This is a genomic window from Marinococcus sp. LNSP9103-4 (assembly GCF_056034345.1).
This window is the reverse complement of the sequence record NZ_JBQLIA010000001.1, coordinates 75,198-101,828: the sequence shown is the minus strand read 5'-3', so window position 1 is coordinate 101,828 and position 26,631 is coordinate 75,198. Positions and strand designations below refer to the sequence as shown.

The window sequence follows — 26,631 nt, the reverse complement described above, 5'->3', positions numbered from 1 at the left end:
TGTAAATGAAGAACATAGCTGATGAGGATTTGGACCAGATGGAAAAGAATCCTGGAGACACAGCACCGCTCGAAGGGAAGGAACTGGATAAACAGAAAATCAGCCGGGGCCAGCTGAGAAATGGATTGATCAAATCATTCCTGCTGACCTCCATTGCTGTGATTGTTTTCTTTGTTCCGGTGGTAGTGGACGGGGAAACTGATGTCGTGTTCGGCTACTTGTACAACTTTCTTTTGAACCTTTCTGTGCCTTTTAGTTTGTGGCTGTTTACGGTCATGGTGCTTGCTAACGCCGTAACGAGCATTTACGTAAAGCTGTTTCCGGAACGCAGCGGACGGCTGCTGGATTACTACGGGGGAGATACAGGGGTACACATTTTCTTCTACGTGCTGGGCGCGGTTTTTATGTCAGTATACGCTCTTCACGACAGCTTTGCCGGGTTCACTGGACCGGAATGGATGGTGGGGCCGGATACAGGCGGGACGATTATCCCATCGATTGTACTTACCGTTGGCTGGATCATTCCGCTGGCCGCTGTGTTTATGCCGCTGCTGTTAAATTACGGAGCGCTTGATTTTATCGGTTCGATCCTGGAGCCGGTCATGCGTCCACTGTTTAAGGTGCCTGGCAAAAGCACGATAGACGCTATTTCTTCTTTTGTCAGCTCATCTTCTGTTGCTATTTTAATTACAAGCAGCCTGTACCGGATGAATGTTTATACAAAGCGCGAAGCTATAGCAATTGCTACAAGCTTCAGCGCAGTCAGTGTCGGATTTGCAGTGCTTGTCATTAACACAGCAGAGTTAAGCCAGGATTTTCTGCAGGTATACTTTTCCGGTATGCTGATTGCGTTTATTATTTCTTTCTTTATGATCCGGATTCCGCCCCTGTCGAAGCAGCCCGACGTTTATTTTGACGGACGGGAGCAGACAGAAGAAGAAAGACAGGGAGAGGCGAAGTTTGAGTTTGGCATTATACCGCGCGGCTTTCAGCGTGCTGCGAAAAGAGCCGAAGCAGCCAGGCCGCTCGGCTCAGAAGTGAAGACGAGTGTGGCGGGAGCGCTGGGTGTGCTTCCCCGGGTGGTGGCAATGCTTGCTTCTATCGGTATTACCGGTCTGATTGTCGCTGAGTATACGCCGTTATTTAACTGGCTCGGCATGCCGTTCATTCCGCTCTTAAATATTCTCGGTGTGCCTAATGCGGCAATGATCGCGCCGTCGATCCCCGTAGGTATTGCTGAAATGTTTCTGCCGGTTCTTTTAATTGCAGGAGATCTGGCAGCACTTGAAGCAGGGGCGATTTATTTTGTAACGACGCTCTCGTTAGTACAGATTGTGTTCTTTTCTGAATCCATTGTTGTCATTAAAGCAACGAGAATGCCGGTAAAGCTCTGGGAACTCGTCGTCTGCTTTTTTGAACGCACGATTATTGCAATTCCTATTATCGCTTTGTTTATGCATATCATGTACTGATCAAAAAAGACGCCTGTCCCGGGCGTCTTTTTGCGTGCACTCATATTATTGAAAAATAGCGGTGTACTGAAAGCCGAGCCGTTTATAGTTCTGCTTTCGATACATGTCGCGCGGGGTATCCTCCTGGTCTGCGACGAGAAAGATTGCTTTATCCGGAAAAAGGTTCATGGCAAACTGCTGGAGGGCGTGGCCGATGCCTTTTTGCTGCAGCTCATCATGGACAAACAGATTATCCAGTTCTACAGAATGATCGCCGGCAATCAGTTCCACAAAGCCGGCAGGTCGTCCGTGGTGATAGGCGATCAGCTGAATAAACGAAGCATCATAAAACCGCTGTTCGAGCATGTGCTGTTTTTGGGCTGCGTACGCTTCGCCGAGAGGGAGGTCCTGCTCAAGCTGCATCGCGAGAAAAGCGGACAGGTTTTCAACATCGACGCGCTGGATATCGCATCCTTCAGGGGCGTTTTTTCGAGGAAAGTCATCCGGCCGGATAGCGTACAGCTCCATGACGGTCACATCATACAGGGTACTGTGCAGATACTGATTTAATGCCAGCGGAAGCTCTGTGTTCGGCGGAAAATGAAATTTCAAATGCTTTTGGCCCCGGGAATTGTGAAAATCGCGTAAGTAAGCTTCGATTTCCTGGAAGTAATCAGGGTCCGGCATCTGTTTAAATGAAATAAAATTGCTGTCGAAGTGATCCTTCCATTCCATGGAATGGTAGTGCCGGTAATCGCGGTGGTTTTCGATGAGCGACCCCGGAGTATGCATATGGTGAAACGTAATGGGAATCACGGATATCAGGCCTTTCAGTGGTGTAATAAAGAAATGTTATTTTACGGGAGCTGTTACGATAATAACTGTGCTTTTGTCTTTTTCAAAATTCCAGTCGATAAAAATATCTTCCACTTTTGCTCCTAAAAGGCTGGTAAACAAATCCTCTTCCATGAATAGTTCCTTTTCGAGCTCGCGTTTGGCAATTTTTAAAACGTCCTCGTATCCAAGGGCAATCAGCCGCTTTTCGATAGGTACGAAAATACCGGTACGGACAATCAGTGTTGTCCGGTTGTTTACCTGCACGGAAGAGACATCGTCAGGCACGCGCTCTGCTTTGTTGCTCGTTTCCCCGATCACCTGCTCGAGCTTCTGCTTGTTTGGATACTCTTTTGCAATCGGCTCTGAAGTCTGGCCGGCATTGCTGTAAGACTCGGGTTTTAATCCGATAATGACGCCGGAACGATGGTCCATATTCCAGTCGTAAAACAGTTCGTTTAATTCAATGCCGGTCGTGCTTTCAATATAGCGTTTGACTTCGGGTATTATCGTTTTCATCATGCTTTCCCGGAGTTCATGTACGGCTTCGGCGCCTTTATCTTCAAGCAGATGCTCCTCGATGGAGGACATGAATTCGCGTAAGAAAATAATGGCGTGTGTCTCCCCAAGAGTCACATAGGCTGCCTGGGGCCCTTTTCCGAAAGAGTCCCGTAGCAGACGTCCAACGTAGCTTGCGATGTCCTTTTGTTTTGCTTGAATATCAATCACTGGAATTCTCCTTTATTGTTAATATTTTATAATATTTATCATAAAAAAGGTAGATAATTCATTATTTATATGATAATTTTAATATATTGATCATATGACTGGTGGAAATGAAGCCAACGGTCCGTGACGTTTATTTTAAGTAGAAGCAGGAATGCAAAAATATTTATACACCGGCCGGATAAGAAAAGACAGAGTGCTTTTTCTTCACAGCCAGTATCAAGAGCTTTCTTGGTGCTGGCTTTTTAGTCCACTAACCTCTGGAGGAGATGGGTAAGATGGAGCTTCGATACGCGTACTGGTGCGATAGAAAGCTAAGTGAAGTCATCGTCGGACGGGAAACGGATTTGGATTATTTAAAGAAAAAGGGATACATGATTTATTTCTGTAGCGACAATGCTGAACTTTACAATGCCGTGAAAAGCTACCGGATGCGGGAGTGGATCATCACCATAGTATCTGAATTACCTGAATTTTCCGAACTTCTTAGCCGGGAATACGCGCGAAAATAATATGCATATGTAATGCTTTATTTTCGCTTCATCACTATAACATACAAGCAGAAAACAGAATATGACGGAGCCTATGTGAACCTGGCACAAAGGCAGGCAAGGTCATAGAAATGCTGTCTCATCAAAGGTTCAAGTGACCGGTTATACAGGCTCGCTGCCGGATGATACAGCGGGTAAATTATATAGTGCCCGCCGCTCCATATGTACTCCTCCGCTGTAGCGTTCACATGCCGGACAGGAGATGTAAATTGTATGCCGGCGGTATCCGGCATACGAGGTGAACGTCCGAACAGCCGCCAGTACGGGGTGCGTCCCATCGGACATAGAATCTTCGGCGAAGCCGAGCGGATCTCCCAATCGAGAAGCGGGGCATGGGCCATAATTTCCTTTTGGTTTGGTGTGCGGTTATATTTGCGCGGGACGCCGGACGGCGTTTTGCCCCAACGGTACGGACGGCTTTTGATCGTGCGGGTGACGTAAATGTCCTTCAGCGGAAATGGCAGAGCCTCCAAATAGGAGAGAAATTGTTTCCCGGCGCGTCCGTCGTAAGGGCCGCCGCCTGTAATTTCCGTTTCACCCGGCGCCTCGCCGATCATCATGACGACAGGATCGACCGGGTTTGGTCCGTTAAGAAAGCCTTCACACCGATGTCCCTCCATTCTTTTTTTCGCTTTTTCCACTTCGGCTTCTGGCAGCATATGTATTCCCTCCTGCATACGTCCTGACTTTTCTATACCCGGGCGCGAAATATTCTATACTTGTGATAGGATATATAAAGGAGGTGGGGCGCGTGCAGCAGAAGCACATCATGTGGTTTGACATTATATTTTACGTCGTGTTTCCAATCTTCATCTGGAACATGGCGCGGGATTATACAGGTGATTATATAGCGATGCTTATCTCCTCGGTACCGGGGATTATTTATACAGTATACCGCTTCGTACTGCTGAAAAAGGTGAATACGTTCGGTATCTATATGATCGCCACCCTGATTATCGGAACCGTCCTCGATCTTATTGCCGGCGGCGGATTGCAGCTTTTGTGGAATAATATTTACTATGATTTTGTGATGGGTGCGTTTTTTATTTTAACCGTCATTTTTATGCGGCCGATCTGGCTCTTTTTCACCGTTGATTTTATGGAGCTGCAGGGCGGGGACCGCCAGCAGCTGAAAAAACAGTTTTACGTGCGCAAATACTTATGGGTGTTTCAGGCGATCACGCTGTTTTTTGCCCTTCGGGAGTTCATTCTAGCGTTCGTTAAAATCTGGCTCGTGCAAAGCTACGGCGTGGAAGCCTTCGACGAAGGTATTATTCTGCGGCAGGTGCTTTCGTGGACCATGAGCTTTATCGCGGTTGTCGGGTTTATCTTTATTGCCAAATGGCTCCATGAAGACGGTATCGACGCCGGGGAAATCACCAACAGCGGTCAAAATGCCGAAAACGAAGAGCAGGACGGAGAAAAAGAGGAGGAAACGCCGGAAGGCGAGCGGGAAAAAACAACTGAGCAGCGAACGTAAACAAAAAGCAGCCGGCGCCGGCTGCTTTTTTAGGTTGCTGGGTGCGGGCCGGCGGATGGAAACGGGTGGAAATGACTGCCGGAAATCGGTAAAATAGCAGGGACATCTTTGGTTTTTACAGAAAGCGGGCTGCATACATATGGATGAGTTCTCGGTATCGGTATTGTTATTTTTAGTTTTGATCGGTTTTCTCGCCGCATTTGTGGATGCGGTAGTTGGCGGAGGCGGGCTGATTGCCATGCCGGCGCTTCTTTTTACGGGTATGTCGCTGCAGACGGCACTAGGAACGAATAAGCTCGCAGGGACGATGGGCTCGGGGACGAGTATGATCTCGTTTCTCCGGCACGGCCAGATTAACAAGCGTCTCGTGTTTACGCTTTTCCCCCTGGCGTTTGCAGGATCGGTCCTCGGCGTAATCGTCGTGCAGCGGATTCCGCCGGATATTCTGGAGCCGATCATTTTAATTCTGCTTGTCGTGGTGACGATCTATACGCTTGTGAACAAAAATCTGGGCAGCCTGTCCACGTTTCAGAGCATCACCCGGAAGGTGTGGATCGTTGGTGCGCTTGTCGCTGTGGTCCTCGGATTTTATGATGGCTTTCTCGGACCGGGGACGGGATCGTTTTTGCTGTTTGCCTTTATTTTTCTTGGCTTCAACTTTGTCGAAGCTGCGGGAAATGCCAAGGTGCTGAATTTTGCAAGCAACATTGGCGGGCTGCTCGCGTTTATCTGGTTTGATTCGATTCATTATGCGTACGGTCTGCCGATGGGGGCTGCGATGATTGCCGGCGCATACGTCGGTGCAAATGTCGCCATTAAAAAAGGCTCGGCCTACGTGAAGATGCTGTTTATCATCGTAACCATCGCTTTAATCGCTAAAAACGCCTGGGATTATTTAATGTAAAAAGTCTTCAAAAGAAGGCTTTTTTATTTTTCTTAAATTTTTTTAAATAAAAGTGATCCAATCAAAAACTTCGTGCGTAAACTGAGTAGTTCTTGCAAAAAAGCATCATGCAGGTAAAGGGGGCGGGCGGTATGAAGCAATGGATAGTAACGGGGCTTACAGCTGCTGTGATTTCTATCGCAATTGGCTTCGGTGTCTACGCCCTCCTTCCTGTATTTTCCCCGCCGCCGGAAACGGAAGTGCTTTCGGGGGAACCGGCGGGGCAGGAAAAAGCTTCAGAAGCAGATACCAACGCTCCGGTAGAAAAAGAAAGCGTGAACGGGGTGGAGGATATGGCTGCTTCTGCAGAAAAAGAGGATATATCGCTCTCTGATCCTGAGGAATTATCTGTTCCATCCATCGATGTCTCGGCTCCTTTAGAGCCGGTAGGAGTTTTGGACAATGGGCAGATGGGCGTACCCTCGAGCGAAAACGGAGTAGCCTGGTTCGAACCGGGTCCGGAGCCTGGAGAGAAAGGCAATGCCGTGATGGCAGGCCACGTAGATAGTATTGACGGACCCTCTGTATTTTACGAGCTCGAAAACGTACAGGCAGGGGAACAGATCCAGGTGACAACTGAAGACGGGCAGGAGCTTATGTTTGAAGTTCAGCAGGTAGTGAGCTATCCGCGGGAGGAAGCTCCGATTGAGGAAATTTTCGGAAGCAGTGACAGCCGGAATCTGAATCTGATCACCTGCGCCGGCACGTTCGAACAGGAGCACGGGACGCATGATGAACGGCTCGTCGTTTACACGGAGCTTACAGAAGAAAGCGAACAGATGCTTTTGGCAGCAGATTGACACATCGATGGATATAAAGGAGAGCGATTGAGCAACCGGGGCCTCAATCGCTCTCCTTTTATTTGTGTTTTTCCGACTGTGGTTGGGTTTGCCCTCCATCTCCGGTACAATGGAAGAAGCAGTGTGAACAAACAGGAGGGAACCGATATGAAAATAGTTGTATTTGGTGCGACCGGCAATACGGGAAAACGTTTTGTCCGTAAAGCATTAAAAGAAGGCAGTGAAGTAGTCGTATACGCCCGCGACCCGGAAAAATTATTGATTGATAATGAAAATTTGACTGTTCATGAAGGGAAAATTACGAATTATCAGAACGTCTATGACTCCCTGAAGGGCGCAGATGCGGTAGTCAGCCTCCTCGGCCGCAAGGAAGCGGCGAAGGGTACACCGCTCAGCACCGGCATGTCCCACATTGTAAACGCGATGCAGGAACGGGGCATCAGCCGTCTTGTGGCAGTCACGAGCTCGGATGTGAAAACCCCGCAGGACGGCACGTCCAAGCGGTTCAGTCTGCTCACCACCGGCTGGAAAGTGGCGAAGTTTAAAGGCTCCAATGAAAATGCGAACGCCGCTGATATTATCCGCCAGTCAAATCTGGACTGGACGCTCGTTCGGGTGCCGGTGCTTTCCGATAAGCCTTCCGGCGAAAATGCGCCGACCGCAGGCTATCCCGGCCGGCATGACCTGAAAAACACGCTCTACCGCCAGACGCTGGTGGATTTTCTGTACGAACAGCTTGAAACGAGTGACTTCTCCAGGGAAGCTCCTGTGTTAAGCAACTAAATACGATAAAAAGCAGGACCGAAAATTTTCGGTCCTGCTTTTTTATTCTGTATTAGCCCTGCCACACATCTTTTGCGATGGCTACAACGTGCTCGAGCTTTTTCCACTGTTCGTCCTCGGTCAGAACATTGCCTTCCTCAGTCGAAGCGAACCCGCACTGCGGGCTCAGGCAGAGCTGCTCAAGCGGTACGTACTCGGATGCTTCCATGATTCTTGATTTTACATCCTCCGCATTTTCAAGCTCTCCGCTTTTAGAGGTGATTAGGCCGAGCACGACCTGCACATCCTCGCGGTTGATGAAGCGGAGCGGTTTGAAATCGCCGGCCCGGTCGCTGTCATACTCAAGGAAAAAGCCGTCTACATTGACACTGCCAAACAAAATATCAGCTACGGGCTCGTAGCCGCCGGAAGAGATCCATGTAGAGCGGAAGTTACCGCGGCAGATGTGCATCGTAATTGTCATATCCTCCGGCTTGTAGGCGACGGCTTCATTGACCGCCCGCGCATGGCGTTCCACCAGGGAACGATGATCGATGCCCTCCTGATTCATACGCTCGACCTGTTCCTCGGAGCACAGATACGCCCAGGATGTGTCGTCGAGCTGCAGGTAGCGGCACCCGGCGTCATAAAACGCCTGAATCGCTTTTTGATAAGCCTTCGCCAGGTCGTCGATCATGTCTCCGGGACCACTGTAAAGGTCGGTCTCAATCTCGCTTCGAAGGTGCAGCATGTTCGGGCTTGGTATCGTAAACTTTGCCTCGGTGCTGCCGGTGATCTGATGAAGGTAGCGGAAATCCTCCAGCATTGGGTGCTTATCGCTAAAGTCAATTTTTCCGGTCACCTTGATGCCGCGGGCCTTTGTCTGTACACCTTCAAACTGGATGCCGGAGTCTTTATCGTAGGCCTCCACACCAATTAAATCCTCAAGAAAGTCAAAATGCCACCAGGCGCGGCGGAACTCTCCGTCTGTGACAGCCTGAAGCCCCGTTTCTTTTTGCTTCTGAACGATGCGTTCGATTTCCTTATCCTCTACACGGCGCAGTTCATCCGCAGAAATGGATTCATTCGCATAGCTTTCACGTGCTTCTTTAATCGCGGCAGTACGCAAAAGGCTTCCTACCTGGTCTGCCCGGTAGGGAGCTTTTGTCCGCCAGTGTGCTGATTGTGCCATACTCTCTCTCCTTTAAAAACCATTGGTAAATATCTTGAAGCTTATCAAAATTTTGAATAGAAGTAAATTACTTCAGAGGGAAACAAGCCTTGAAATAATATATAAAAACAGTAAAAACAAAAGAAACAGGGCGATGCTTCCGGCAATCAAAGAATAGAAGAAGCGTTTTTTATTTTTCTCTTCGGTATAAACGATGAAATACCGCAAGCCTGCGACCGTGAGGCCAACCGGGATGATTAAAACGAGCGGATGGGTGATATAGGTAAGAAGCTCGCTGGAGGTAAAAAACAGCCTGGTCGTCAGCAGCACAGCATAGATAGCCAGAACAGCGAGAGCGTAATTGATATAGGTGTGCGCACGTGTCGGCAAGCAAAAACATCCTTTGTATATATTTACTTTTATTCTTATCACAAACCGAGGTCTTTGTTAACGGGCAATGTAAAAAAAGCCGTGCTCTCTGAAAAGCACGGGCTTTCGTCTGCTATAAAGGGATAACGTAGAAAAACACGGCAGAGAAATGGGCGGCAGAGCCGGCGAGAACAAAAAAGTGCCAGACGGCGTGATGGTAGGGAAAGCTTCGCCACATGTAAAAAATAGTGCCGGCGGTGTACAATACGCCTCCAATAACAAGCAGCACGAGGCCGCCGTAGGGCAGAGCGCTCACAAGCGCCGGCCAGGCGATAATAATGATCCACCCCATTCCGATGTAAAAAACGGTCGACAGAATACGGAACCGTTTAGTGAAGAAGGCTTTAAAAATAATCCCGATGGCGGCAATGCCCCAAACGATGCTGAATAAGACCCAGCTTAAGGTACCGTCGATTGCGTGAAACAAAAAAGGTGTGTATGTGCCTGCGATAAACAGGTAGATGGCAGAGTGGTCAAACACTTCAAACAAATCCTTGAGTCTGCCCGGCGGAAAGCTGTGAAGCAGGGTGGAGCATATGTAGGAGATAAGCATGGATGTGCCGAAAATAGAAACGCTTACCACATGGAGGGCTGAAGCGTTCATGGAAGCGAAAACGATCATAATAATAAGCGCAGCAGCGCTCAGCAGAGCACCGATGCCGTGCGTGACTGCGTTAGCGAATTCTTCCCTTTTAGTAAACGTGTGGGTTTGGTCCTGCATACGCCGCCTTCTTTCATTAAGAATAGTTTCATCATTATAACTCATTTTCTGCAGAGTTTCGAACAGGTATAAATAGCTGCGGATTTGTTTGCCGGATGGAAGAGGGCGGGTATGAGAAATCAGAATGGCTTTAACCAAGTGAGGAAAGAAGGGTCCATTAATGAAAGCAATAGGTTTTAAAAAACACCTTCCCATTGAAGAACAAGCAAGCTTTGAAATGTTTGACGTGGCAAAATCAGAACCGAAGGGCCGGGATCTGCTTGTGCGTGTCCAGGCGGTTTCCGTAAATCCGGTGGATACAAAAATCCGCGGAGGAAATGAAGGAGCGGAAGAAGGAGAGCCGCAGATTCTCGGCTTTGACGCAGCCGGTGTCGTAGAATCGGTGGGCGAAGAGGCGTCGCTGTTTCAGCCCGGCGATGAAGTGTATTACGCCGGAAGTAATCAGCGGTCCGGCTCGAACCAGGAGTATCACCTGGTAGATGAGCGGATAGTGGGAAGACGGCCTGCGCAGCTTTCGGTGGCCGAAAGTGCCGCCATGCCTTTAACTGCTATTACTGCGTACGAAGCGCTGTTCGACCGGATCGGAATTGTACCGGAACGGGACCGCGGAGCGTCTGTACTCGTGTTAAACGGCGCGGGCGGCGTCGGCTCCATTGCGATTCAGCTCGCCAAATGGGTCGGTCTTAATGTAGTCGCTACTGCTTCACGTGAAGAAACAACGTCCTGGTGCGAACAGATGGGGGCAGACAAAGTGATTAACCATCACCAGCCTCTGTTCAAACAGCTCCAGGAGGCAGGATATGACGGCGTCGACTATATTCTCTGCTTCACCGATACGGCCCAGCACTGGTCAGGGATGGCAGAGTGCATTCGTCCGCAGGGAACCATTTGTTCCATTGTGGAAACAGAGGAGCCGCTTCCGCTGACCGACCTGCAGGCAAAAAGTGCCGCCTTCATGTGGGAGTTTATGTTTACGCGGCCGATGTACCAGACGGAGGATATGATCCGGCAGCACGTAATTCTGGGTGAACTGGCTGATCTTTTTGATCAGGGAACAATCAAGCCGACGCTCACCAAAACGCTGACCCCGCTGAATGCCGGCCAGATGAAAGAAGCACATCGACGGGTGGAGTCGGGTAAAACGATTGGTAAAATTGTCCTTGAAAAATGGGAGTAAACGAAAAAGCACCGCAGCCACTCCGGCCGCGGTGCACTTTTTTTGAGGTTAGGAAGCGACTCCTAGAGGAGAGAAGATTACATAAAGAATGCCGATGCCGATAATCAGGCCGGCCGCTGCCGGCTTGGCATATTTCCACGGCACCATGTCCACCGGTGCTTCGTTTTTGAATTCGAAAGGCTTATCCATCGGCTTGAGTTTCCCTGCAACGAGCATCACAATGACGCTGAGCGGAAACAGCACACTCAATACATAAAGGAAGTTGAGCTCTCCGATAAAGATTTTGCTTGCGCCGTACAAAATGATGTGTACCGGTACAGCCACCTTTGCAGCAAACGGTGATACATTTTTTGTATAAAAGCCGACGACCATAATGGCAAGCACCGGAATATTAAAGAAACCAAACATTTCCTGCAGGTAATTGTATAACCCTGACGGTGCAAACAAAATAAAGGGAGAAATAAAGATGGAGACAATAGCGACGATCATGGCAAACCGCTGCCCGGAACGAACGAGGGCTGCTTCATCGGCATCCGGGTGAAACAACGGTTTATATAAATCAAGCGTAAACAGCGTAATAACGCTGTTGATGCCTCCGTTAAATGAACTCAGGACAGCGCCGAACAAAATAGCTGCGAACACACCGGTCAGTACCGGCGGCAGCAGGTCAGTCACGAGCGTCGGATAGGCGGCGTCTCCATTCGCGAGGCTGCTGCCGTACAGATGATAGGCGATGACGCCAGGAAGTACGAGGTAAAAGGCACCGAACAATTTAAATAGGGCAGTAATCATGACACCCTTCTGACCTTCTTTTAAATTACGTGCCGCAAGCGGGCGCTGGACGATGGCCTGATTAATACAAAAGTAAAAAAGATTGTTAAATAAAAGCCCCATAAATATTGTCGGCCACGGCACCTGGGCGTCGTTGCTGCCGTCGATGGCGTTTAATTTGTCAGTATGCTCCGAGGTGAGCGTCCCAACCCCGTTAAACATATTGCCATTGCCGAGTGCCATGAGTCCGAGTACGAGAATAAGAATACCACCGGCAATTAGTCCGACGCCGTACAGTGAATCAGCGGAAGCGATAGCCTTCAGGCCGCCGAATACAATATAAAGCATGCCGACAAGTCCGATGCCGGCAGAAACGATTAAGACGGTGAAAAACTGGCTCGTGCCAAGCACATCCGAAATATCAAATATTTGATCAAGCACGAGGGAGCCGGAATACAGCACGGTCGGCAGAAACGAGGAGGCAAACCCGAGCAGCATAAGTAATGAAACGATCTGCCTTGTCCGCTGATCATAGCGCTTTTCAAGAAACTCGGTAACGGTAGTTACGCCCGCTCGTAAGTATTTAGGTAAAAACATAAATGCCATAAAAATGAGCGCCACTGGTGTAGTAACCTCCCAGGCCATCGAAGCCATCGAGCCGGTGTACGTCTGCCCGCTAAGTCCAACGAGCTGCTCAGTGGAGAGATTGGCAAGCAGGGTGGATGAGCCAATGGTAAGTGCCATCAGACTGCGGCCGCCGAGAAAATACCCCTCCTGACTCTGCATGTTAATGTTTTTCGTCCGGTAGGCGGCGTAGCCGGCAATGGCAATAGTAATAAGTATGAATGTAAAAAGTGAAAACATGATGTCCCTTCTTTCCTGCTGTATGAGTTTATCGAAACGTTTTGAATAGTACGCACGAAAAAAGGTTTACCCCTGCCAAATTCCGCGCAAACCCCTGATAACAGCGAATTGTATAAAAAGCATCATAACGATGGATACGTAAAATAAATAAAAATATTGATAAAAAGGAAATGATAACCCTTACATGATAAAAATAAAAAAATCAACAGAAAAAATGTGACGATTTTGTGTCGTAAGCGTTTTACAGTCTAGACGTATAAAAGCCCAGCCTATAGAATAAGAACTCGTTGTGAGATAAAACAGAGTGAAAAATTAATTAACTAATGTATCAAGGAGGGATAACAATGATCGTACGCAATGGCCAAACGTTCCGCCCAATGGTGATGATTGCCATGTTTATGATTTCTACGTTCGCTATCGGAACTACTGAATATGTCGCCATGGGGATTTTGTCGAATGTCTCTGACTCCTTTGGCATCACGATTTCTGCCGCGGGTCTGATTGTCAGCATGTATGCGCTCGGCGTCGCCGTGCTCTCGCCAATTGCTATATCTCTTCTGGTGAAATTTCCAAGGAAGTATGTATTAATTGGGTTAATGCTTTTGTTTATCGGATCCAGCGTTGCCAGCGCCCTGGCGCCAAATTACACGGTGCTGCTGTGGGCACGCGTCTTCTCTGCATTGATGCACGGTCCGTTCTTTGCCATTGCGATGGTTATGGCAAGCGAAGTTGTCCCTCCGTCGAAAAAGTCCGGCGCGGTGGCTGCCATTAACGGCGGTCTGACGATTTCCTTAATGATCGGCGTACCGTTCGGTGCGTATATCGGAGATTTATTTGACTGGCGCATAGTGTTTGCCGGTATTGCCGGCCTCGGCGTGATCAGCCTGCTCGGAATCATCTTTTTCGTGCCGAATATGAATGCTGAAGAACCAACGTCCATGAGAAAAGAGCTTGGCGTATTCAAAAGAAAACAGGTGTTGTTTGCACTCGCTATTACAGTATTCGGCTATTCAGGTGTTTTCACCGCCTATACGTATATTGAGCCCCTGCTTCAGGATATAACAGGCTTTGGTCCGGCAGGTATAACGCTTTCCCTATTTTTATTCGGGGTCGGAGGCGTTCTGGGTAACATGCTTTCGGGGCGTTTGAATGCAGAATCCCTGTTGAAGCCACTGATGGTCGTGATGGCTTCACTGACCGTGATTCTGTCGACGCTCACCTTAACGAGTACCATCCCATGGCTAGCCCCGGTATCGGTGCTTCTGCTGGGGATGGGAGCCTTTGGTACAGTACCAATTCTGCAGACAACGGTTATCCGGGCAGCAGAAGGGGCGCCTTCGATCGCAAGCGCGTCCGCGGTCTCTGCCTTTAACCTGGCGAACGCCTTTGGCGCCTGGGTTGGCGGTGTGGTCATCAGTCTCGGTCTCAGCCTGCCGATGATCGGGATGGCCGGCGCTGTCATTACGCTGTTAGGTCTGATGCTTTCGTGGCTCTCCTTCCGCTCCAGCGAAAAAGAATCCCAGGAAAGCAGCCAGGGAGTACCGGCAGCAGATTCTTACTAGGAAAACAAAAAATCCGCACGCTCGGAAAATGAGCGTGCGGATTTTTTCGTTTAAAGGTTGGCGGCAATATTGGCGGCGTATTGGAAGGATTTCTTTTTTGCTTCAAAATCATAAATGTTGGTAATGCCCATCAGCTCATCGAGCCCGAGCTTATCCCGCAGTTCACGCAGCTGTTTCTGCACGGTGGCCGGGGAACCGATAACAGCCCGGCGCCGGTTCTCCCGCACTTTTTCCTGTTCTTCCTGCGTCCAGGCAGCAGGATTTACGCTTTCCGGAGCAGGGACTTTTGTATTTGTGCCCTTTTCGACATTTAAAAGCCACTGGTCCTGGCTCAGCGCCAGGCGGGCAGCCTCTTCATCGGTAGCCGCACAGACGATAAATACACAGGCAGCGGCGACCGGCCGGGGCTGCCGGTCGCTTGGTACAAAGGAGGCATGGTATTTACGGACCGCCAAGGCGCCCTGATCCGGGCTGATAAACTGGCCGAACATGAAGCCGGCGCTTTGTTTGCCGGCATCCCGGGCGCCGCGCTCGGACAAACCGAGTACCCAGGTTTCCGGCAGGGAGCTGCTCATCGGAGAGGCTTTGATCGACGCATAGGGGTGGTCACCGGGAAGAGAGCGGTCAATAAACCCCTGGACCTCCTGAAGAAGGCGGGGAAAGGCGGACATGCTCTTTTTATTTCCATCCGTCAGGGCTTCCCGGATCGTATTACCTCCGCCGGGAGATCTTCCAATGCCAAGGTCGATCCGGCCCGGAAATAAAGCTTCAAGCACTTTAAAGTTTTCGGCTACTTTGTACGGACTGTACTGTGGGAGCAGGACGCCTCCCGAGCCAATGCGGATGCTTGTGGTGACGCTTGCGAGATGTGACATCAGAATTTCCGGCGAAGAGCCGGCCAAACCGCTGGTGCTGTGGTGCTCGGCTACCCAAAAGCGGTGAAATCCCCAATTCTCCGCCATTTGAACGAGCTCGCGGCTGTGTTCGAAGGCTTTTTCGGGGGTCTCGCCTTCTGCAATCGGTGATTGATCAAGAATACTGATATTCATCTGCGTTCCTCCAGCTAAACAGAATGCTTTTCTATGCTAGTCCAGTGTAAAAGAAAAACGAAAAAATCTACAGTAAATGAAATGGGGAAGACCAATGAACACAGAATCGATCCGTCGTTGGATTCAACAGGTATACGGTATAGAAGCAGCTTCGTCCGGGCAGCAAGGAGCCAGATGCTGGAGTGTAAGTGATAAAGAAGGATTAGTGTGGGAGCTTGTGACCGGTGATCTTGCGCTTCCGGAAAACGATACGGTCCGGTGGCTTGAAGCTGACAACGATATCAGCATCAAAAAGACAAGAGAGGGAAAAAAACTGGCAGAGGCCGGGGAGGCAGGCTGGGCCTATATGTATCAGAAGAAGCCGGGTAGCCGTGGCCACGCTGGTAAGGAAGGGGGAAATTACCGGCAGCTTGGCGCCTGTCTGGCAGAAAAGCACCGAAGCTGGCACGAGAAACTGCCGCTAAACGATAAAGACAGCGTTTGGCTGGCGGAGCAGACTTTAAAGACAGAATACCAGCAGATGGAAATGCTGCTTCCAAAAGGCCAGATGATGATCCGGCGAAGCATCGATGCGCTGTTTCCCGTGATCAAACGTGCAGCCCTTCAGTTGGAGGACACAGGTTTTGTTTTCAGAGAAATAAATAGGGAGCAAAATGCAGGGGGAGAGGGTTTGTCCCCGGGAGCGATGCCGGGAGTTCATGTGAGCTTATATGATCTTGCCGCGCTGCTGCGGGACATTCTGCTTTCCTTTTCCGGTGAACAGGACTATCAGCCCTTTGCCCGGATGATTTTTAATGAACTGCTCGCCGGCTATGACAGTGTACGAAGCATACCGCTTTCTTCGCTGCAGCAGTTTGCGAATATTCTGGAATGGCACGACCTGTATCAGTATGCTCTCCTCTGGCAAAAAGATGCCACGGGGGCAGAGGCAGCAGTCAGAGTAAGGGAGCAGATCCGGCTTGAGCACCGGCTGCCGTTGCTGGAAATTTGAAAGCGGGAGTTACTTTGGGGGGATCTTCGCAAAAATTTCACCGCTTTCAAAAATGCGGATTACTTCATCAAGCCATTCATAATAGCTCAGGGCGTAATTGATTTTTTCAAGATCGTGCTGAAGCTCTTCGATAAGGAGGGGATCCTCCGCTTCCTCTAAACAGGATTCAAATTCCTCTTTGGCACGGCGGGCTGCATTTTGGTTATTATCCGAGGCCTCCCGCCAGCGGTTGACAAAAACAGAGGTAAATGATTGATACCAGTCGTCGTTGGATTGGTACAAATCCTTGCGTACCCCTTTTTCCCATACCCGTTCGACCATGCCTGCATCCATGAGGGCCCGTATACCGGTGCTCATACTCATTTTACTCATGCCCAGTGCCTCGCTCATGTCATCGAGTGTCATTGGACGCTCGGCAAACAACATGGTTCCGTACAGGCGTCCGTTTGTATCGGAAACACCGTATAGGCCCATGTTCTGGGCAATCGTGGAAATGAACTGGTTTTTTGCTTCCTCCAGCTTGTTCTGAATATGCTGCTTCTTTTCCATACGGACCCCCCCCTTTTTGCATGTATGGTTAAAGTTTAGCAAATGGCTGTGAAATAAAAAAATTGAATATTCGGTCGTTAAGTCCTTTAATCAGCAGATATTAATAGATATAAGTATATAATGTATGTACAGTATATACTTTACGCCTCAAACGGCCCTAAATGGCATGATAAAAGTTTTGTAACTTTTAGCCTAATAATATATAGTATAAGAGTGATAATAAATTTAGACAGAGACATAGTAAACGGGGTGTGAAACGTTGGCGAAGATAGAAGTGGAAAACTTAACTAAGGTCTTCGGCAAACGCCCGAATCGTGCAATTAAACTGCTGGAACAGGGGAAATCGAAAGACGAAATCCTGGAAGAAACCGGCTGCACGGTTGGCGTGAACCGGACCAACTTTTCGGTGGAGGCCGGAGAAATATTTGTGATCATGGGACTTTCCGGGAGTGGAAAATCTACACTTGTGAGACTTCTGAACCGGTTAATTGATCCGACCGAAGGAAGCGTCTGGGTGGACGGTGACGATTTGGCCCGTATGGACGACAAAGGGCTGAGAGCGGTGCGCAGGGAAAAAATGAGCATGGTTTTCCAACAATTCGGACTATTTCCGTTCCGGACAATTCTCGACAACGTCGCGTACGGCCTGGAAATTCAGGGACTCGAGGAGCAGGAAAAAAAGAAAAAAGCAGACGAAGCTCTGCAGCTGGTCGGGCTTGGCGGCTACGGCAACATGTATCCGGACGAGCTGTCCGGCGGGATGCAGCAGCGGGTCGGCCTGGCACGGGCACTCGCCGCAGACACGGATATTCTGCTGATGGATGAAGCCTTCTCGGCGCTTGATCCCCTGATCCGGAAGGAAATGCAGGATGAGCTGCTGGAGCTTCAGGACCGGATGAAAAAGACAATTGTGTTTATTACCCATGATTTGGACGAAGCGCTTCGGCTCGGGGACCGCATTTCGATTATGAAAGATGGACGGGTGGTTCAGATTGGTACACCGGAGGAAATTCTCCAGCATCCGGCGGATGATTACGTCGCCCAGTTCGTGGAAGACGTGGACCGCTCCAAGGTATTTACCGCCGAATCCGTCATGAAACGGCCCGAGACGCTCACGATCGATAAGGACGGGCCGAGAGCCGCGCTTCAGCGCATGAAAAAGGAAGGTATTTCGAGCCTGTATGTAACGAATAAAGACCGGACGCTGCTCGGTATTGTCCATGCCGATGAAGTATCGCGCCTGGTGGAGCAGGGGTCGGAAGATATGCGAAGCATTCTGCATGAAGACGTGCCTACGGTACAAAGGGATACAGTAGTCAAGGAAATGATCGAGCTGCTTACATACAAAAACACACCAGTAGCCGTCGTTGATGAAGATAATAAGATTGTAGGCATAGTTGTAAGAGGCGCTGTCATGGCACTGCTTTCAGGTAAGGAGGTGTCAGCCGTTGAGTAACATTACACCGCTGCCGCTTGCTGCCTGGATTGATGCGTTTGTCGACTGGCTGACCCAAGCCGAATTTATTTTTGGGCCGCTCACCGATTTTATAGGCTATATTATCAGTGGATTTGAATGGTTTTTTGGCATCTTTCCGCCGTGGCTGCTGCTGATTATTATTGTTGGATTAACGTTCTGGTTTGCCGGCAGAAAAATCGGGCTTACCGTGTTTGTCCTGCTCGGGCTGCTGCTCATCTGGAACCTGGGCTACTGGGAGGACATGGTGCTGACGCTTGCGATTGTGCTGACCGCCGGAGTAATTTCCATTGTCATCGGGGTTCCGGTCGGCATCTGGATGTCCAGGAGTTCTGCAGTCGAGGGCACGATCAAGCCGGTGCTCGACTTTATGCAGACGATGCCCGCCTTTGTGTACCTAATCCCGGCAGTTGCCTTTTTCGGCATCGGGATGGTGCCGGGCGTCGTCGCCTCGGTCATCTTTGCGATGCCGCCGACGATCCGCTTTACGAATCTCGGGATCCGGCAGGTGCCGACCGAAATTATCGAAGCGTCGGAGGCCTTCGGGTCGACAGGAAACCAGAAGCTGTTTAAGGTACAGCTGCCGATGGCGAAAACAACGATCATGGCCGGGATTAACCAGACGATCATGCTGGCACTTTCGATGGTTGTTATTGCTTCGATGATCGGGGCAGACGGCCTCGGGACGGCGGTGTACTTTGCGGTCGGCCGCAACGATGTCGGCGGCGGCTTTGAAGCCGGCCTTGCGATCGTGATTGTAGCGATCATTCTGGACCGGCTGACGCAGGGCATTGGAGCAAGTAAACGAAAATAGGTATACCTCCCGGAACAGGGAGTATCCATACAATTAAGAACAAAAGGGGAGTAATTCACATGGAGAAATTATGGAAAAAAGCTGGTTTAGGCGCAGCCGGGATTTCAATGGCAGCAGTGATGACCGCCTGCGGTGGCGGAGGAGGCGGGGATTCAGAGGAATCCGGCGGCTCTGACGATTCCGGATCGAGTGAAGAATCCTCTTCCGGCGGCGGTTTTGGTGAAGAAGTAGACTACACGATTACCGGTATTGATGCCGGTGCTGGTATTATGTCTCAAAGTGAACAGGCCATCGAAGATTACGGCCTTAGCAACTGGAATCTGCAGTCGAGCTCCGGTGCGGCGATGACGAGCGCACTCGGCGACGCGATTGAAAATGAAGAGCCGATTATTGTTACCGGCTGGACTCCGCACTGGAAATTTGCGGAATATGATCTGAAGTATTTGGAAGACCCGGAAGGCTCCTTCGGTGACGGTGATGATATTCATACTGTTGTACGCCAGGGACTTGAAGAGGATATGCCGGGAGCATATCAGTTCCTTGATCAGTTCCAGTGGGAAGCAGAAAACATGGAAGAGATCATGGTAGAGATTCAGGATGGCACCGAGCCGGCTGAAGCTGCTGCTACATGGGTCGATGAAAACGAAGACATGGTATCTGAATGGACCGACGGCGTGGAAGAGGTCGACGGCGAAGCGATTGAACTCGTCTACGTGGCCTGGGACTCTGAAATTGCTTCCACTAACGTAGTCGGAGAAGTGCTTACCGATCTTGGCTACGACGTAACATTAACACAGCTTGAAGCTGGACCAATGTTTGCGGCTGTTGCTGACGGCGAAGCAGACGGCATGGTTGCCGGCTGGTTCCCGAACACGCACGCAAGCCAGATGGAAGAATACGGCGATGACTATGAAGACCTTGGTGCGAACCTTGAAGGCGCTATTACCGGCCTGGTCGTTCCGGAATACATGGACATTGAATCCATCGAAGACCTTGAAGCGGAAGAATAAGTATAATGATAAGCCGGAGCTCTCAGGAGCTTCGGTTTTATTTTTGTTTTTATACATACCAAATGCCCGCAGGCATCTGCCTGCGGGCATCAGGAAGTGGCACAATTATGAACCGGGCCAGCAGATATAACTGGCTTCAGATGGTCCAATAATCGAGGTATGGGGTGGGGTAGTAATGGTATACCCGTTTTCCCCCGATTTAATCTGCCTAATTGTAAAAATATAAAAATCCCGCTGATGGAAAGCGGGATTCGATTTATTCTGTACCGAAATATTGTTTTGCTTTTTCCAGATACGGTTCTGTTTCCGGTGTCAGTTCAGTATCCTCGATGATAGCTTCTACTGGACAGACAACTACACAGGCACCACAGTCGATACAGACGTCTGGATCAATATAAAATTGCTCTTTTCCTTCTTCAATACAGTCTACAGGACAAACATCCACGCATTCCCCTGCTTTTTCTTCTATACATGGCGATGTAATGACGAATGCCATTTTGGTTCACCTCTTTTCAAAGTATTTCAAGAGATTTATGATTACGCGCCGAAAAACTGTCTCTCCATTGAAGAAAGCCAGCGCCTAGTAAGAAACCTCTCTTTCTCTAGTGTAAAACATATAGTGTTCCTTTACAATTACCTGGCGATAAGTATAATAGGTTGTGAGTCTAAAATTGATTAAACATATTAAAATACTATGAATTATAAAAAAGGGAGGTGACGGCGTGTCCTGGGAGATTGTATGGGTGCTGATTATCGTATTGGCGATGATTGGTGCTTTGATGAAAGAAATAGCGAGGCCGGGTATTATTTTTTTATTCGTTCTTTCACTGCTGCTTATCACAGGGATTATTACACCACAACAGGGGCTGAAGGGGTTTGCCAACCAGGGCATGCTGACCGTGGGCCTTCTTTGTATTGTTGCAGGTGCTGTCCAGCAGACCGGCATCGTGGATCGGTTCGTTGAAGGAGTACTGAGTAAAGGGCGTACCCCTAGAGGATCGCTAATGAAAATGCTCGTGCCCTCGGCGCTTATGAGCGGTTTTCTGAACAATACGCCGATTGTAGCGACGTTTTCGCCGCTTGTGAAACGGTGGTGCGAAAAATATGATCTGGCGCCGTCCAAATTCCTGCTTCCCTTGTCCTACGCCACGATCATCGGGGGCACGATTACACTGATAGGAACGTCCACCAACCTTGTCGTGCACGGGCTCCTGCTGGAGCGGGGATACGCGGGGTTTCATTTTTTTCAGCTCGCTTTAATCGGCATACCTGCAACAATTGCTGTGACCATCTTTATTTTAACGATTGGCATAAAGATTCTGCCGGACCGGAAGCCGCCGCTGTTTTACCAGAAGGAGGGCCGCCGGAAATACATGCTCAAGCTAGAAATCACACCTGATTATAAGCATCTCGGAGATACGCTGAAACGGGCGGGTTTTATTAATGATCCGTCTCTGCAGCTGCTGGCTTTACTGCCAAAAGGGGAAGCGGAAAGCAGGGAGGCCGGCGAACACCACATTCTTGAATCGGGTGACTGTCTGATGGTATACGGAGACCTGGCGCAGATAGCGGTGCTCGAAAATACGGATGGACTTGATATTAGAACGGAAACGAGTGAGAAAAAAACAGCTGAAGAGCCGAATGATCGCAAGCTGATGGAAGTAATGGTAACCCACTACTCCAACATTCTATTTACAAAGCTAAAGGACATTTTCTTTGACCAGCGATTTGATGCTGCGATTATCGGCATTCATCGTTATGATGAGAGCTATTCGTCCGAAATGAAAGAAATGGTGGTAAAGCCGGGGGACACACTACTCCTGCTGGCTGGGCCGGAATTTGAACAAAAAACGAGCGCCCACAATGACTTTCACGTACTGAAAAACAGCGTGAATCCTTTTTTGAAGGGGCCGAGGTGGAAGAGCTGGCTGCCGCTCGTCATGATGATGCTGATGGTGGGGCTCGCTGCCCTGCAGATCATTCCTATTTTCTATGCAGCGCTGATCGCCGTCGCCGGACTGCTCCTGACAGGATCGCTTTCGCTGATGGATGCCCACCGGTATCTTCCATATGAAGTGCTGATCGTCATTGCTGCTGCCTTTGGACTCGGAGAAGCGATGATGAGTACGGGGGCGGCTCCGCTTCTCGCAGAACAGATGATTGACTGGTTTATGCCGTTTGGGGTGCTCGGAGTTTTTACAGCCCTCTATGTTCTGACAAATGTGTTTACCGAAGTGGTGACCAACAATGCGGCGGCCATCGTGATGCTGCCGGTGGCACTGGAAACAGCGGATATTTTGTCTGTTTCTCCGCTGGCAGCTGCGGTAATTGTCGCAATTGCAGCGTCCGCGAGCTTTATTACGCCGATTGGCTACCAGACGAATCTGTTTGTGTATACGCAGGGCGGCTACCGGTTCACGGATTTCATGAAAATCGGTGCGCCGGTGAGTCTGATTGTTATGGTTATTACCATCAGTATTACATGGACAGTATGGGGTTAAAAGCTGGAAAAGCGCCATAAGGTTTTTTATACTGAAAATAAAGAAGAAAGAAGGTAAGCACCTTGGATATACGTGCAGAAAGTCTGTCCGCGCATAAATGGCTGTTTGCACTGCCGCTTGCAGGTGCTGTACTAACTATTCTCATTTCAACTTCCATGCCATATCAGCAGCAGGACATTCGTCCGTGGCTCGAGCACATCCCATTTGAGCGGCTGCAGCCGTATGTATCCGTACCGTCCTTTTCCTATGGAGGAGAGCCGGTGAGTGTAGCTGCCTCCGGCGTGGAAGGCTATGTGGAATTTTTCATCCGCAAGGCAAGCCACGTGTTTATGTTCACCGCTATATTTCTGGCGGCTCTGCTCGCAGTTTACCCGTACCGCCTGCCGTTTTGGGGAAAGCTCGCCGGGGCGTATGGGTTTGTATTGATGTTTGCCATGCTTGACGAGTTCCGGCAGCACTTCAGCCCGGACAGGCACGGCATGTGGCAGGATGTTGCTCTCGACATGGCCGGAGTGTCCGCTGCGGCAGTGATTGTTGTTTTGTGCTGGCTATGGAGATACGGATCGCGCTTTATGTAAAAAGTCCCCTGCAGAGGAGTGCGGGGGACTTTGTTTATGAAAGAGGGGGTAACGCGGGGGATAAAGCAAGGGGAGAACTGCTACATACCGGCGGGAAAAGGCTCAGTGCTTAAGCCGATGCCTTCCGGCGGTGCGTCAGAAGCGCCTGACTGCAGCTTTAAAAACCGCACGTCTTCAGCGTTTACTTCAACCACCTGCACGCGTTTATTGTCCTTGTTGTCGTACAGACGTGTATTAATTCTTCCTTTCACACCGACCATAGCGCCTTTGTGGCAGTATTCGCACGTCGTTTCCGCCTGGCGCCGCCATACGGTAACAGGCACGAAATCGGCGTCGTATTCCCCTTCCTGGTTGCGAAAGGACCGCTGAACAGCAAGGGTGAAGTTGCATACCGGGGTCCTGTCCTTCGTATAGGTTAATTCGGGATCGCGGGTGAATCTGCCGACAAGCGTCACCTGGTTAAACATGTAATCACTCCTGAATAGTTAGTGGGTCTGGGTTACAGACGTGTGGTATAAAAATTGGTGAAAGTATTCATGTCTTGGAGAAGGAAAAAAGGCAAGAGTGCGTTCGAGGGATAAAAAGGGATGCCTCGGGGCATACTCGGGCTGGGGCGCAAGGTAGTCCCGTGCGCTGCACCACCGGTATGATCCGGGGTAGGGATGATCCAGCTTCTCAGAAGGAAGCAGGTGTATCCGGCGGCTCTGTTCAAAAAAGGAGGTTTCATCAGGGAGAAGTTCGGAATGGTAACGAGACTGAAAAACGGGGCCTCCGGTGTCATAATGGCGCCGGTAGTGCATGGCATAGGACGCATGCAGCTCCCGCATAATTGTGGAGATGGAGACGTACGTGGATTCGGCCAGCAGATGAATGCTGTCCGGAAGCAAACAGTAGGCGTGAAGATCGAGCTTCGTGGTATTGATTACTTTGGCTAATAAGTATACGTATTGTTTATAGTCTTTTTCGTCGGGAAATAAAGTGCGGTTGGAAGCCCCAGCTGCAGTAATGTAATAGACGGTGCCAGGAAACCAAAGGCGTTCTTCCCGGGGCACGGGCATACACCTCTTTCGTTAAAAATTTGTAGGGAGTATTTCACCAAGAGGAGGGGGTTGGTGAAAATAAGGCCGCAGACAGGACCTTGGGAGCAGAAAAAAACGCGGTTGCGCCTCCTTTCGTGTTAGAATATAACTACTATACCATATATTCCAACAAAAGGAAGAAGCAGAATGTGACAACACTTTGGGAGCCCTGCCCTGCTTTTGGAAAATTCAAGCAGTATGATTTTATCCCATGTATTTGTATTTCCCGTTCGATATGGTATGTTGAATACAGCTTAATTTGTCTTATATTTAACATGCGTGCAGGGCACGCAGCACAGTTATCAAGGAGGAAAAAAGATGAAAGTACGTAAAGCTATTATCCCGGCCGCAGGGCTTGGAACGCGTTTTCTTCCGGCGACAAAGGCGCAGCCGAAGGAAATGCTTCCGATCGTGGACAAACCCACTATTCAATACATAGTAGAAGAAGCGATTGCTGCCGGCATTGAAGACATTATTATTGTAAGCGGCCGCGGCAAACGCGCGATCGAGGACCACTTCGACGTTTCCTACGAGCTCGAGCAGACGCTTGAAAAGAAAAACAAAACGAAGCAGCTCGAGGAGGTCCAGCAGATCTCCAATATGGCAAATATTCACTACATCCGCCAGAAAGAGCCGAAGGGCCTCGGCCATGCCATCTGGTGCGCCCACCGTTTTATCGGAGACGAGCCGTTTGCTGTACTTCTCGGGGATGATATTGTGCATTCGGACGAGCCGTGCATGAAGCAGCTGACAGACGTGTTTGATAAATACCAGAGCTCGGTTGTCGGCGTCCAGCAGGTGCCGGACCAGGACGTTTCCAAATACGGCATCATTGATCCGAAAAGCGAGGAAGAAGCCGGCGTGCATAAAGTCCAGGGCTTAAAGGAAAAGCCGGATCTTGCAGATGCTCCGTCCAACTATGCGGTAATGGGACGCTACGTTCTGACACCGGAAATCTTCGACATTCTCGAAACGCTGCCGCCAGGATCCGGCAATGAGATCCAGCTGACGGATGCCATTACGAAGCTGAATGAAAGCCAGGACGTGCTGGCGTATGAATTTGACGGTGTGCGCTACGATGTTGGCGATAAGTTCGGCTTTGTTAAAGCGACGATCGACTTTGCGCTCGACCGGGAAGATCTGCGTGAGCCGCTTGAGGATTACCTGCAGAACAATATTCTGCAAACCGAAACGGATAAAAAGTAGTCATTGTAGAGAATAGCCGCCGGGCAACTGCCACGGCGGCTTTTTTTGCGTAAAAAAAGAGCCCGGTTTGGGCTCCTTCGTTACGCGTTGTCTTCATTCTGTTTCTTTTTAATCGGATATGCTCTCCATTTGGAAAGATCAATTTCCTCTTTTTTCAGAAGACGGTGCGGAAAAACAAACGTCCATGGCCGGCTTGAGAACGGCTGCACGGCAAAATCGTCGAGCTTAAATCCGCCCCGGGCAATGACCTCTTCGTGCGCATCCTCCACCTGCAGCGGCACGTTGTCGAGCTTTAGCTCGTTGTTGCCCCCGTTGCGGATGAGAAGCGTTACATGCAGGTCACCGTTTTCCGACTGCACGGCGCGCATCCCCATGAAGTTGACCTCACCGGGACGCGGCGGCTTCATGTCACGGATCATGTCCTTCAGCTTGTCCACCTGCTGGTCGCTGAGCGCACTTTTCCAGCTGTCGGCAAGGTCAAGATGGTGCTCGCGCTTTGGTTTTTCCACGTGAAAGCCGATTTTCCATCCGTCTTTAGGAAGTTCCCGCTGAAGCTGTTCCTTAGGCGCGAAATAAAAGTTCCACGGCCGGGCGCTTCTTGGCGGGATATCGCCGACACCGCTTAAATCCACTTTCTTTTTCGCGATTACCTGGTTGTCATTACTCATCAGAAGCACCGTGGACTGCTTCAAACGGATGGCTTTTTCTGCCCCGTTGCGGATAAAGGCGGTGACAAGCATCAGTCCGTTTTCATCCCGCTGTGCGCTTATGCCCGATAGAGCCACCTGCCCCGGCTTTAGCCGGGGTGCTTCCCCGTTTAAAAAGCGCAGGTAGTATTCATCCTCTTCCGGAATTTCGGCGTCCGGATGCAGGCTGAGAGTCGTTTCTACGGTCCGTCCGCTGTCATCATGTGCTTCGTCTATGGTTTCCTCATCCGCCGGGGTTTGGTCTGCCAGTTCTTCTGGTTTAACAGCGTCACCCTGGGACGATTGCTTTTTTTTACCGAATAAAGCCATACTTTTTCACCCTTTTATAAATGTCATAGTTATAAAGTTTGTTATATACATGCACCGGCGTTAAAGATAGTCTGTACGTCCTTATAGTATATCATTCTGCCGAAGGACTTTTAAGGGGAATA

28 protein-coding genes are annotated in these 26,631 nt (G+C 49.8%); 15 read left to right on the top strand and 13 right to left on the bottom strand.

The window, feature by feature from the left end; genetic code table 11:
* Nucleotides 1-5: 5 nt before the first annotated feature.
* Nucleotides 6-1,472, top strand: a complete 1,467-nt coding sequence (locus ACTRXG_RS00530) for a YjiH family protein (RefSeq protein ID WP_474261085.1) — start codon at nt 6-8, stop codon at nt 1,470-1,472.
* Between the two features lie 45 nt (nt 1,473-1,517).
* Here ACTRXG_RS00530 and ACTRXG_RS00525 read toward each other — a convergent pair whose 3' ends face one another.
* A complete protein-coding gene (locus ACTRXG_RS00525; protein WP_474283516.1) occupies nt 1,518-2,267 on the bottom strand; it encodes a GNAT family N-acetyltransferase in 750 nt (249 codons plus the stop codon).
* Nucleotides 2,268-2,303: 36 nt separating this feature from the next.
* A complete protein-coding gene (locus ACTRXG_RS00520) occupies nt 2,304-3,014 on the bottom strand; it encodes a Na-translocating system protein MpsC family protein (RefSeq protein WP_474283514.1) in 711 nt (236 codons plus the stop codon).
* Between the two features lie 275 nt (nt 3,015-3,289).
* Between ACTRXG_RS00520 and ACTRXG_RS00515 the strand changes: the two genes are divergently transcribed.
* On the top strand, nt 3,290-3,523 hold the full coding sequence (locus ACTRXG_RS00515) for a hypothetical protein (RefSeq protein WP_474282380.1): 234 nt from the start codon (nt 3,290-3,292) through the stop codon (nt 3,521-3,523).
* A 71-nt stretch (nt 3,524-3,594) separates the two neighbouring features.
* Here the strand turns inward: ACTRXG_RS00515 and ACTRXG_RS00510 are convergent, their stop codons facing one another.
* A complete protein-coding gene (locus tag ACTRXG_RS00510) occupies nt 3,595-4,221 on the bottom strand; it encodes a uracil-DNA glycosylase (protein WP_474283512.1) in 627 nt (208 codons plus the stop codon).
* A 92-nt stretch (nt 4,222-4,313) separates the two neighbouring features.
* Between ACTRXG_RS00510 and ACTRXG_RS00505 the strand changes: the two genes are divergently transcribed.
* The 4 genes from ACTRXG_RS00505 (at nt 4,314) to ACTRXG_RS00490 (ending at nt 7,568) form a co-directional block, all read left to right on the top strand.
* On the top strand, nt 4,314-5,042 hold the full coding sequence (locus tag ACTRXG_RS00505; RefSeq protein WP_474283510.1) for a VC0807 family protein: 729 nt from the start codon (nt 4,314-4,316) through the stop codon (nt 5,040-5,042).
* A gap of 139 nt (nt 5,043-5,181) precedes the next feature.
* A complete protein-coding gene (locus tag ACTRXG_RS00500) occupies nt 5,182-5,946 on the top strand; it encodes a sulfite exporter TauE/SafE family protein (RefSeq protein WP_474283508.1) in 765 nt (254 codons plus the stop codon).
* A 131-nt stretch (nt 5,947-6,077) separates the two neighbouring features.
* Nucleotides 6,078-6,785, top strand: a complete 708-nt coding sequence (locus ACTRXG_RS00495; RefSeq protein WP_474283506.1) for a class F sortase — start codon at nt 6,078-6,080, stop codon at nt 6,783-6,785.
* 147 nt (nt 6,786-6,932) lie between these two features.
* A complete protein-coding gene (locus ACTRXG_RS00490; RefSeq protein WP_474261094.1) occupies nt 6,933-7,568 on the top strand; it encodes an NAD(P)-dependent oxidoreductase in 636 nt (211 codons plus the stop codon).
* Between the two features lie 52 nt (nt 7,569-7,620).
* Here the strand turns inward: ACTRXG_RS00490 and ACTRXG_RS00485 are convergent, their stop codons facing one another.
* From ACTRXG_RS00485 to trhA, 3 genes are all read right to left on the bottom strand, one after another.
* The gene (locus tag ACTRXG_RS00485) at nt 7,621-8,739 is read right to left on the bottom strand and encodes a 5-methyltetrahydropteroyltriglutamate--homocysteine S-methyltransferase (protein ID WP_474261095.1); all 1,119 of its coding nucleotides are present in this window, start codon (nt 8,737-8,739) and stop codon (nt 7,621-7,623) included.
* 72 nt (nt 8,740-8,811) lie between these two features.
* Nucleotides 8,812-9,108, bottom strand: a complete 297-nt coding sequence (locus tag ACTRXG_RS00480) for a hypothetical protein (RefSeq protein ID WP_474283504.1) — start codon at nt 9,106-9,108, stop codon at nt 8,812-8,814.
* Between the two features lie 112 nt (nt 9,109-9,220).
* Nucleotides 9,221-9,868, bottom strand: a complete 648-nt coding sequence (trhA, locus tag ACTRXG_RS00475) for a PAQR family membrane homeostasis protein TrhA (RefSeq protein ID WP_474261097.1) — start codon at nt 9,866-9,868, stop codon at nt 9,221-9,223.
* 160 nt (nt 9,869-10,028) lie between these two features.
* On the opposite strand from trhA, the gene ACTRXG_RS00470 reads away from it, so the two are divergent.
* On the top strand, nt 10,029-11,045 hold the full coding sequence (locus tag ACTRXG_RS00470) for a zinc-binding alcohol dehydrogenase family protein (protein WP_474283502.1): 1,017 nt from the start codon (nt 10,029-10,031) through the stop codon (nt 11,043-11,045).
* A 48-nt stretch (nt 11,046-11,093) separates the two neighbouring features.
* On the opposite strand, the gene ACTRXG_RS00465 is transcribed toward ACTRXG_RS00470, so the two are convergent.
* Entirely contained in the window at nt 11,094-12,683 is a 1,590-nt protein-coding gene (locus ACTRXG_RS00465) for a solute:sodium symporter family transporter (RefSeq protein WP_474261145.1), read from the bottom strand.
* A gap of 341 nt (nt 12,684-13,024) precedes the next feature.
* Here ACTRXG_RS00465 and ACTRXG_RS00460 point away from each other — a divergent pair, with 341 nt between their 5' ends.
* Nucleotides 13,025-14,242 carry an MFS transporter gene (locus ACTRXG_RS00460; protein WP_474283500.1) on the top strand — a complete coding sequence of 406 codons (1,218 nt, stop codon included), beginning with the start codon at nt 13,025-13,027 and terminating at the stop codon, nt 14,240-14,242.
* 50 nt (nt 14,243-14,292) lie between these two features.
* Here ACTRXG_RS00460 and ACTRXG_RS00455 read toward each other — a convergent pair whose 3' ends face one another.
* A complete protein-coding gene (locus ACTRXG_RS00455; protein ID WP_474283498.1) occupies nt 14,293-15,291 on the bottom strand; it encodes an LLM class flavin-dependent oxidoreductase in 999 nt (332 codons plus the stop codon).
* A 94-nt stretch (nt 15,292-15,385) separates the two neighbouring features.
* Here ACTRXG_RS00455 and ACTRXG_RS00450 point away from each other — a divergent pair, with 94 nt between their 5' ends.
* Complete coding sequence (locus tag ACTRXG_RS00450; RefSeq protein WP_474283496.1) at nt 15,386-16,282, top strand: hypothetical protein; 897 nt, start codon at nt 15,386-15,388, stop codon at nt 16,280-16,282.
* Nucleotides 16,283-16,291: 9 nt separating this feature from the next.
* On the opposite strand, the gene ACTRXG_RS00445 is transcribed toward ACTRXG_RS00450, so the two are convergent.
* On the bottom strand, nt 16,292-16,831 hold the full coding sequence (locus tag ACTRXG_RS00445; protein WP_474283494.1) for a GbsR/MarR family transcriptional regulator: 540 nt from the start codon (nt 16,829-16,831) through the stop codon (nt 16,292-16,294).
* Between the two features lie 259 nt (nt 16,832-17,090).
* Here ACTRXG_RS00445 and ACTRXG_RS00440 point away from each other — a divergent pair, with 259 nt between their 5' ends.
* Genes ACTRXG_RS00440 through ACTRXG_RS00430 form a run of 3 tightly spaced genes read left to right on the top strand, consistent with a single transcriptional unit; the run spans nt 17,091 to nt 20,129 of the window.
* Nucleotides 17,091-18,287: a quaternary amine ABC transporter ATP-binding protein gene (locus ACTRXG_RS00440; protein WP_474261103.1), complete on the top strand. Its 1,197-nt coding sequence runs from the start codon at nt 17,091-17,093 to the stop codon at nt 18,285-18,287.
* Complete coding sequence (locus tag ACTRXG_RS00435) at nt 18,280-19,119, top strand: ABC transporter permease (RefSeq protein ID WP_474261104.1); 840 nt, start codon at nt 18,280-18,282, stop codon at nt 19,117-19,119. Before ACTRXG_RS00440 ends, ACTRXG_RS00435 begins: the two co-directional genes overlap by 8 nt.
* A gap of 59 nt (nt 19,120-19,178) precedes the next feature.
* Entirely contained in the window at nt 19,179-20,129 is a 951-nt protein-coding gene (locus ACTRXG_RS00430; protein WP_474261105.1) for a glycine betaine ABC transporter substrate-binding protein, read from the top strand.
* Nucleotides 20,130-20,385: 256 nt separating this feature from the next.
* Here the strand turns inward: ACTRXG_RS00430 and ACTRXG_RS00425 are convergent, their stop codons facing one another.
* A complete protein-coding gene (locus ACTRXG_RS00425; RefSeq protein WP_022793374.1) occupies nt 20,386-20,625 on the bottom strand; it encodes a DUF362 domain-containing protein in 240 nt (79 codons plus the stop codon).
* Between the two features lie 226 nt (nt 20,626-20,851).
* Here ACTRXG_RS00425 and ACTRXG_RS00420 point away from each other — a divergent pair, with 226 nt between their 5' ends.
* Nucleotides 20,852-22,630 (top strand): SLC13 family permease, encoded by a 1,779-nt coding sequence (locus ACTRXG_RS00420; protein ID WP_474283492.1) that lies wholly within the window; start codon nt 20,852-20,854, stop codon nt 22,628-22,630.
* A 62-nt stretch (nt 22,631-22,692) separates the two neighbouring features.
* Complete coding sequence (locus ACTRXG_RS00415) at nt 22,693-23,208, top strand: VanZ family protein (protein ID WP_474261107.1); 516 nt, start codon at nt 22,693-22,695, stop codon at nt 23,206-23,208.
* Nucleotides 23,209-23,288: 80 nt separating this feature from the next.
* Here ACTRXG_RS00415 and ACTRXG_RS00410 read toward each other — a convergent pair whose 3' ends face one another.
* Both ACTRXG_RS00410 and ACTRXG_RS00405 read right to left on the bottom strand, forming a co-directional pair.
* Nucleotides 23,289-23,675, bottom strand: coding sequence for a single-stranded DNA-binding protein (locus ACTRXG_RS00410; protein ID WP_474283490.1), 387 nt, complete (start codon nt 23,673-23,675; stop codon nt 23,289-23,291).
* An 18-nt stretch (nt 23,676-23,693) separates the two neighbouring features.
* Nucleotides 23,694-24,260, bottom strand: coding sequence for a transposase (locus tag ACTRXG_RS00405; protein ID WP_474261109.1), 567 nt, complete (start codon nt 24,258-24,260; stop codon nt 23,694-23,696).
* A gap of 345 nt (nt 24,261-24,605) precedes the next feature.
* Between ACTRXG_RS00405 and galU the strand changes: the two genes are divergently transcribed.
* On the top strand, nt 24,606-25,493 hold the full coding sequence (gene galU, locus ACTRXG_RS00400) for a UTP--glucose-1-phosphate uridylyltransferase GalU (protein WP_474261110.1): 888 nt from the start codon (nt 24,606-24,608) through the stop codon (nt 25,491-25,493).
* Between the two features lie 80 nt (nt 25,494-25,573).
* Here galU and ACTRXG_RS00395 read toward each other — a convergent pair whose 3' ends face one another.
* A complete protein-coding gene (locus tag ACTRXG_RS00395) occupies nt 25,574-26,509 on the bottom strand; it encodes an accessory Sec system S-layer assembly protein (RefSeq protein ID WP_474283488.1) in 936 nt (311 codons plus the stop codon).
* Nucleotides 26,510-26,631: the final 122 nt, after the last annotated feature.

What these genes read in the sequence shown, in the direction of transcription:
- ACTRXG_RS00530 (WP_474261085.1), top strand. Translation starts at nt 6, where the DNA reads ATGAAGAACATAGCTGATGAGGATTTGGACCAGATGGAAAAGAATCCT.
- ACTRXG_RS00515 (WP_474282380.1), top strand. Translation starts at nt 3,290, where the DNA reads ATGGAGCTTCGATACGCGTACTGGTGCGATAGAAAGCTAAGTGAAGTC.
- ACTRXG_RS00510 (WP_474283512.1), bottom strand. Translation starts at nt 4,221, where the DNA reads ATGCTGCCAGAAGCCGAAGTGGAAAAAGCGAAAAAAAGAATGGAGGGA.
- ACTRXG_RS00500 (WP_474283508.1), top strand. Translation starts at nt 5,182, where the DNA reads ATGGATGAGTTCTCGGTATCGGTATTGTTATTTTTAGTTTTGATCGGT.
- ACTRXG_RS00495 (WP_474283506.1), top strand. Translation starts at nt 6,078, where the DNA reads ATGAAGCAATGGATAGTAACGGGGCTTACAGCTGCTGTGATTTCTATC.
- ACTRXG_RS00490 (WP_474261094.1), top strand. Translation starts at nt 6,933, where the DNA reads ATGAAAATAGTTGTATTTGGTGCGACCGGCAATACGGGAAAACGTTTT.
- ACTRXG_RS00485 (WP_474261095.1), bottom strand. Translation starts at nt 8,739, where the DNA reads ATGGCACAATCAGCACACTGGCGGACAAAAGCTCCCTACCGGGCAGAC.
- trhA (WP_474261097.1), bottom strand. Translation starts at nt 9,868, where the DNA reads ATGCAGGACCAAACCCACACGTTTACTAAAAGGGAAGAATTCGCTAAC.
- ACTRXG_RS00470 (WP_474283502.1), top strand. Translation starts at nt 10,029, where the DNA reads ATGAAAGCAATAGGTTTTAAAAAACACCTTCCCATTGAAGAACAAGCA.
- ACTRXG_RS00460 (WP_474283500.1), top strand. Translation starts at nt 13,025, where the DNA reads ATGATCGTACGCAATGGCCAAACGTTCCGCCCAATGGTGATGATTGCC.
- ACTRXG_RS00455 (WP_474283498.1), bottom strand. Translation starts at nt 15,291, where the DNA reads ATGAATATCAGTATTCTTGATCAATCACCGATTGCAGAAGGCGAGACC.
- ACTRXG_RS00450 (WP_474283496.1), top strand. Translation starts at nt 15,386, where the DNA reads ATGAACACAGAATCGATCCGTCGTTGGATTCAACAGGTATACGGTATA.
- ACTRXG_RS00445 (WP_474283494.1), bottom strand. Translation starts at nt 16,831, where the DNA reads ATGGAAAAGAAGCAGCATATTCAGAACAAGCTGGAGGAAGCAAAAAAC.
- ACTRXG_RS00430 (WP_474261105.1), top strand. Translation starts at nt 19,179, where the DNA reads ATGGAGAAATTATGGAAAAAAGCTGGTTTAGGCGCAGCCGGGATTTCA.
- ACTRXG_RS00425 (WP_022793374.1), bottom strand. Translation starts at nt 20,625, where the DNA reads ATGGCATTCGTCATTACATCGCCATGTATAGAAGAAAAAGCAGGGGAA.
- ACTRXG_RS00410 (WP_474283490.1), bottom strand. Translation starts at nt 23,675, where the DNA reads ATGTTTAACCAGGTGACGCTTGTCGGCAGATTCACCCGCGATCCCGAA.
- galU (WP_474261110.1), top strand. Translation starts at nt 24,606, where the DNA reads ATGAAAGTACGTAAAGCTATTATCCCGGCCGCAGGGCTTGGAACGCGT.
- ACTRXG_RS00395 (WP_474283488.1), bottom strand. Translation starts at nt 26,509, where the DNA reads ATGGCTTTATTCGGTAAAAAAAAGCAATCGTCCCAGGGTGACGCTGTT.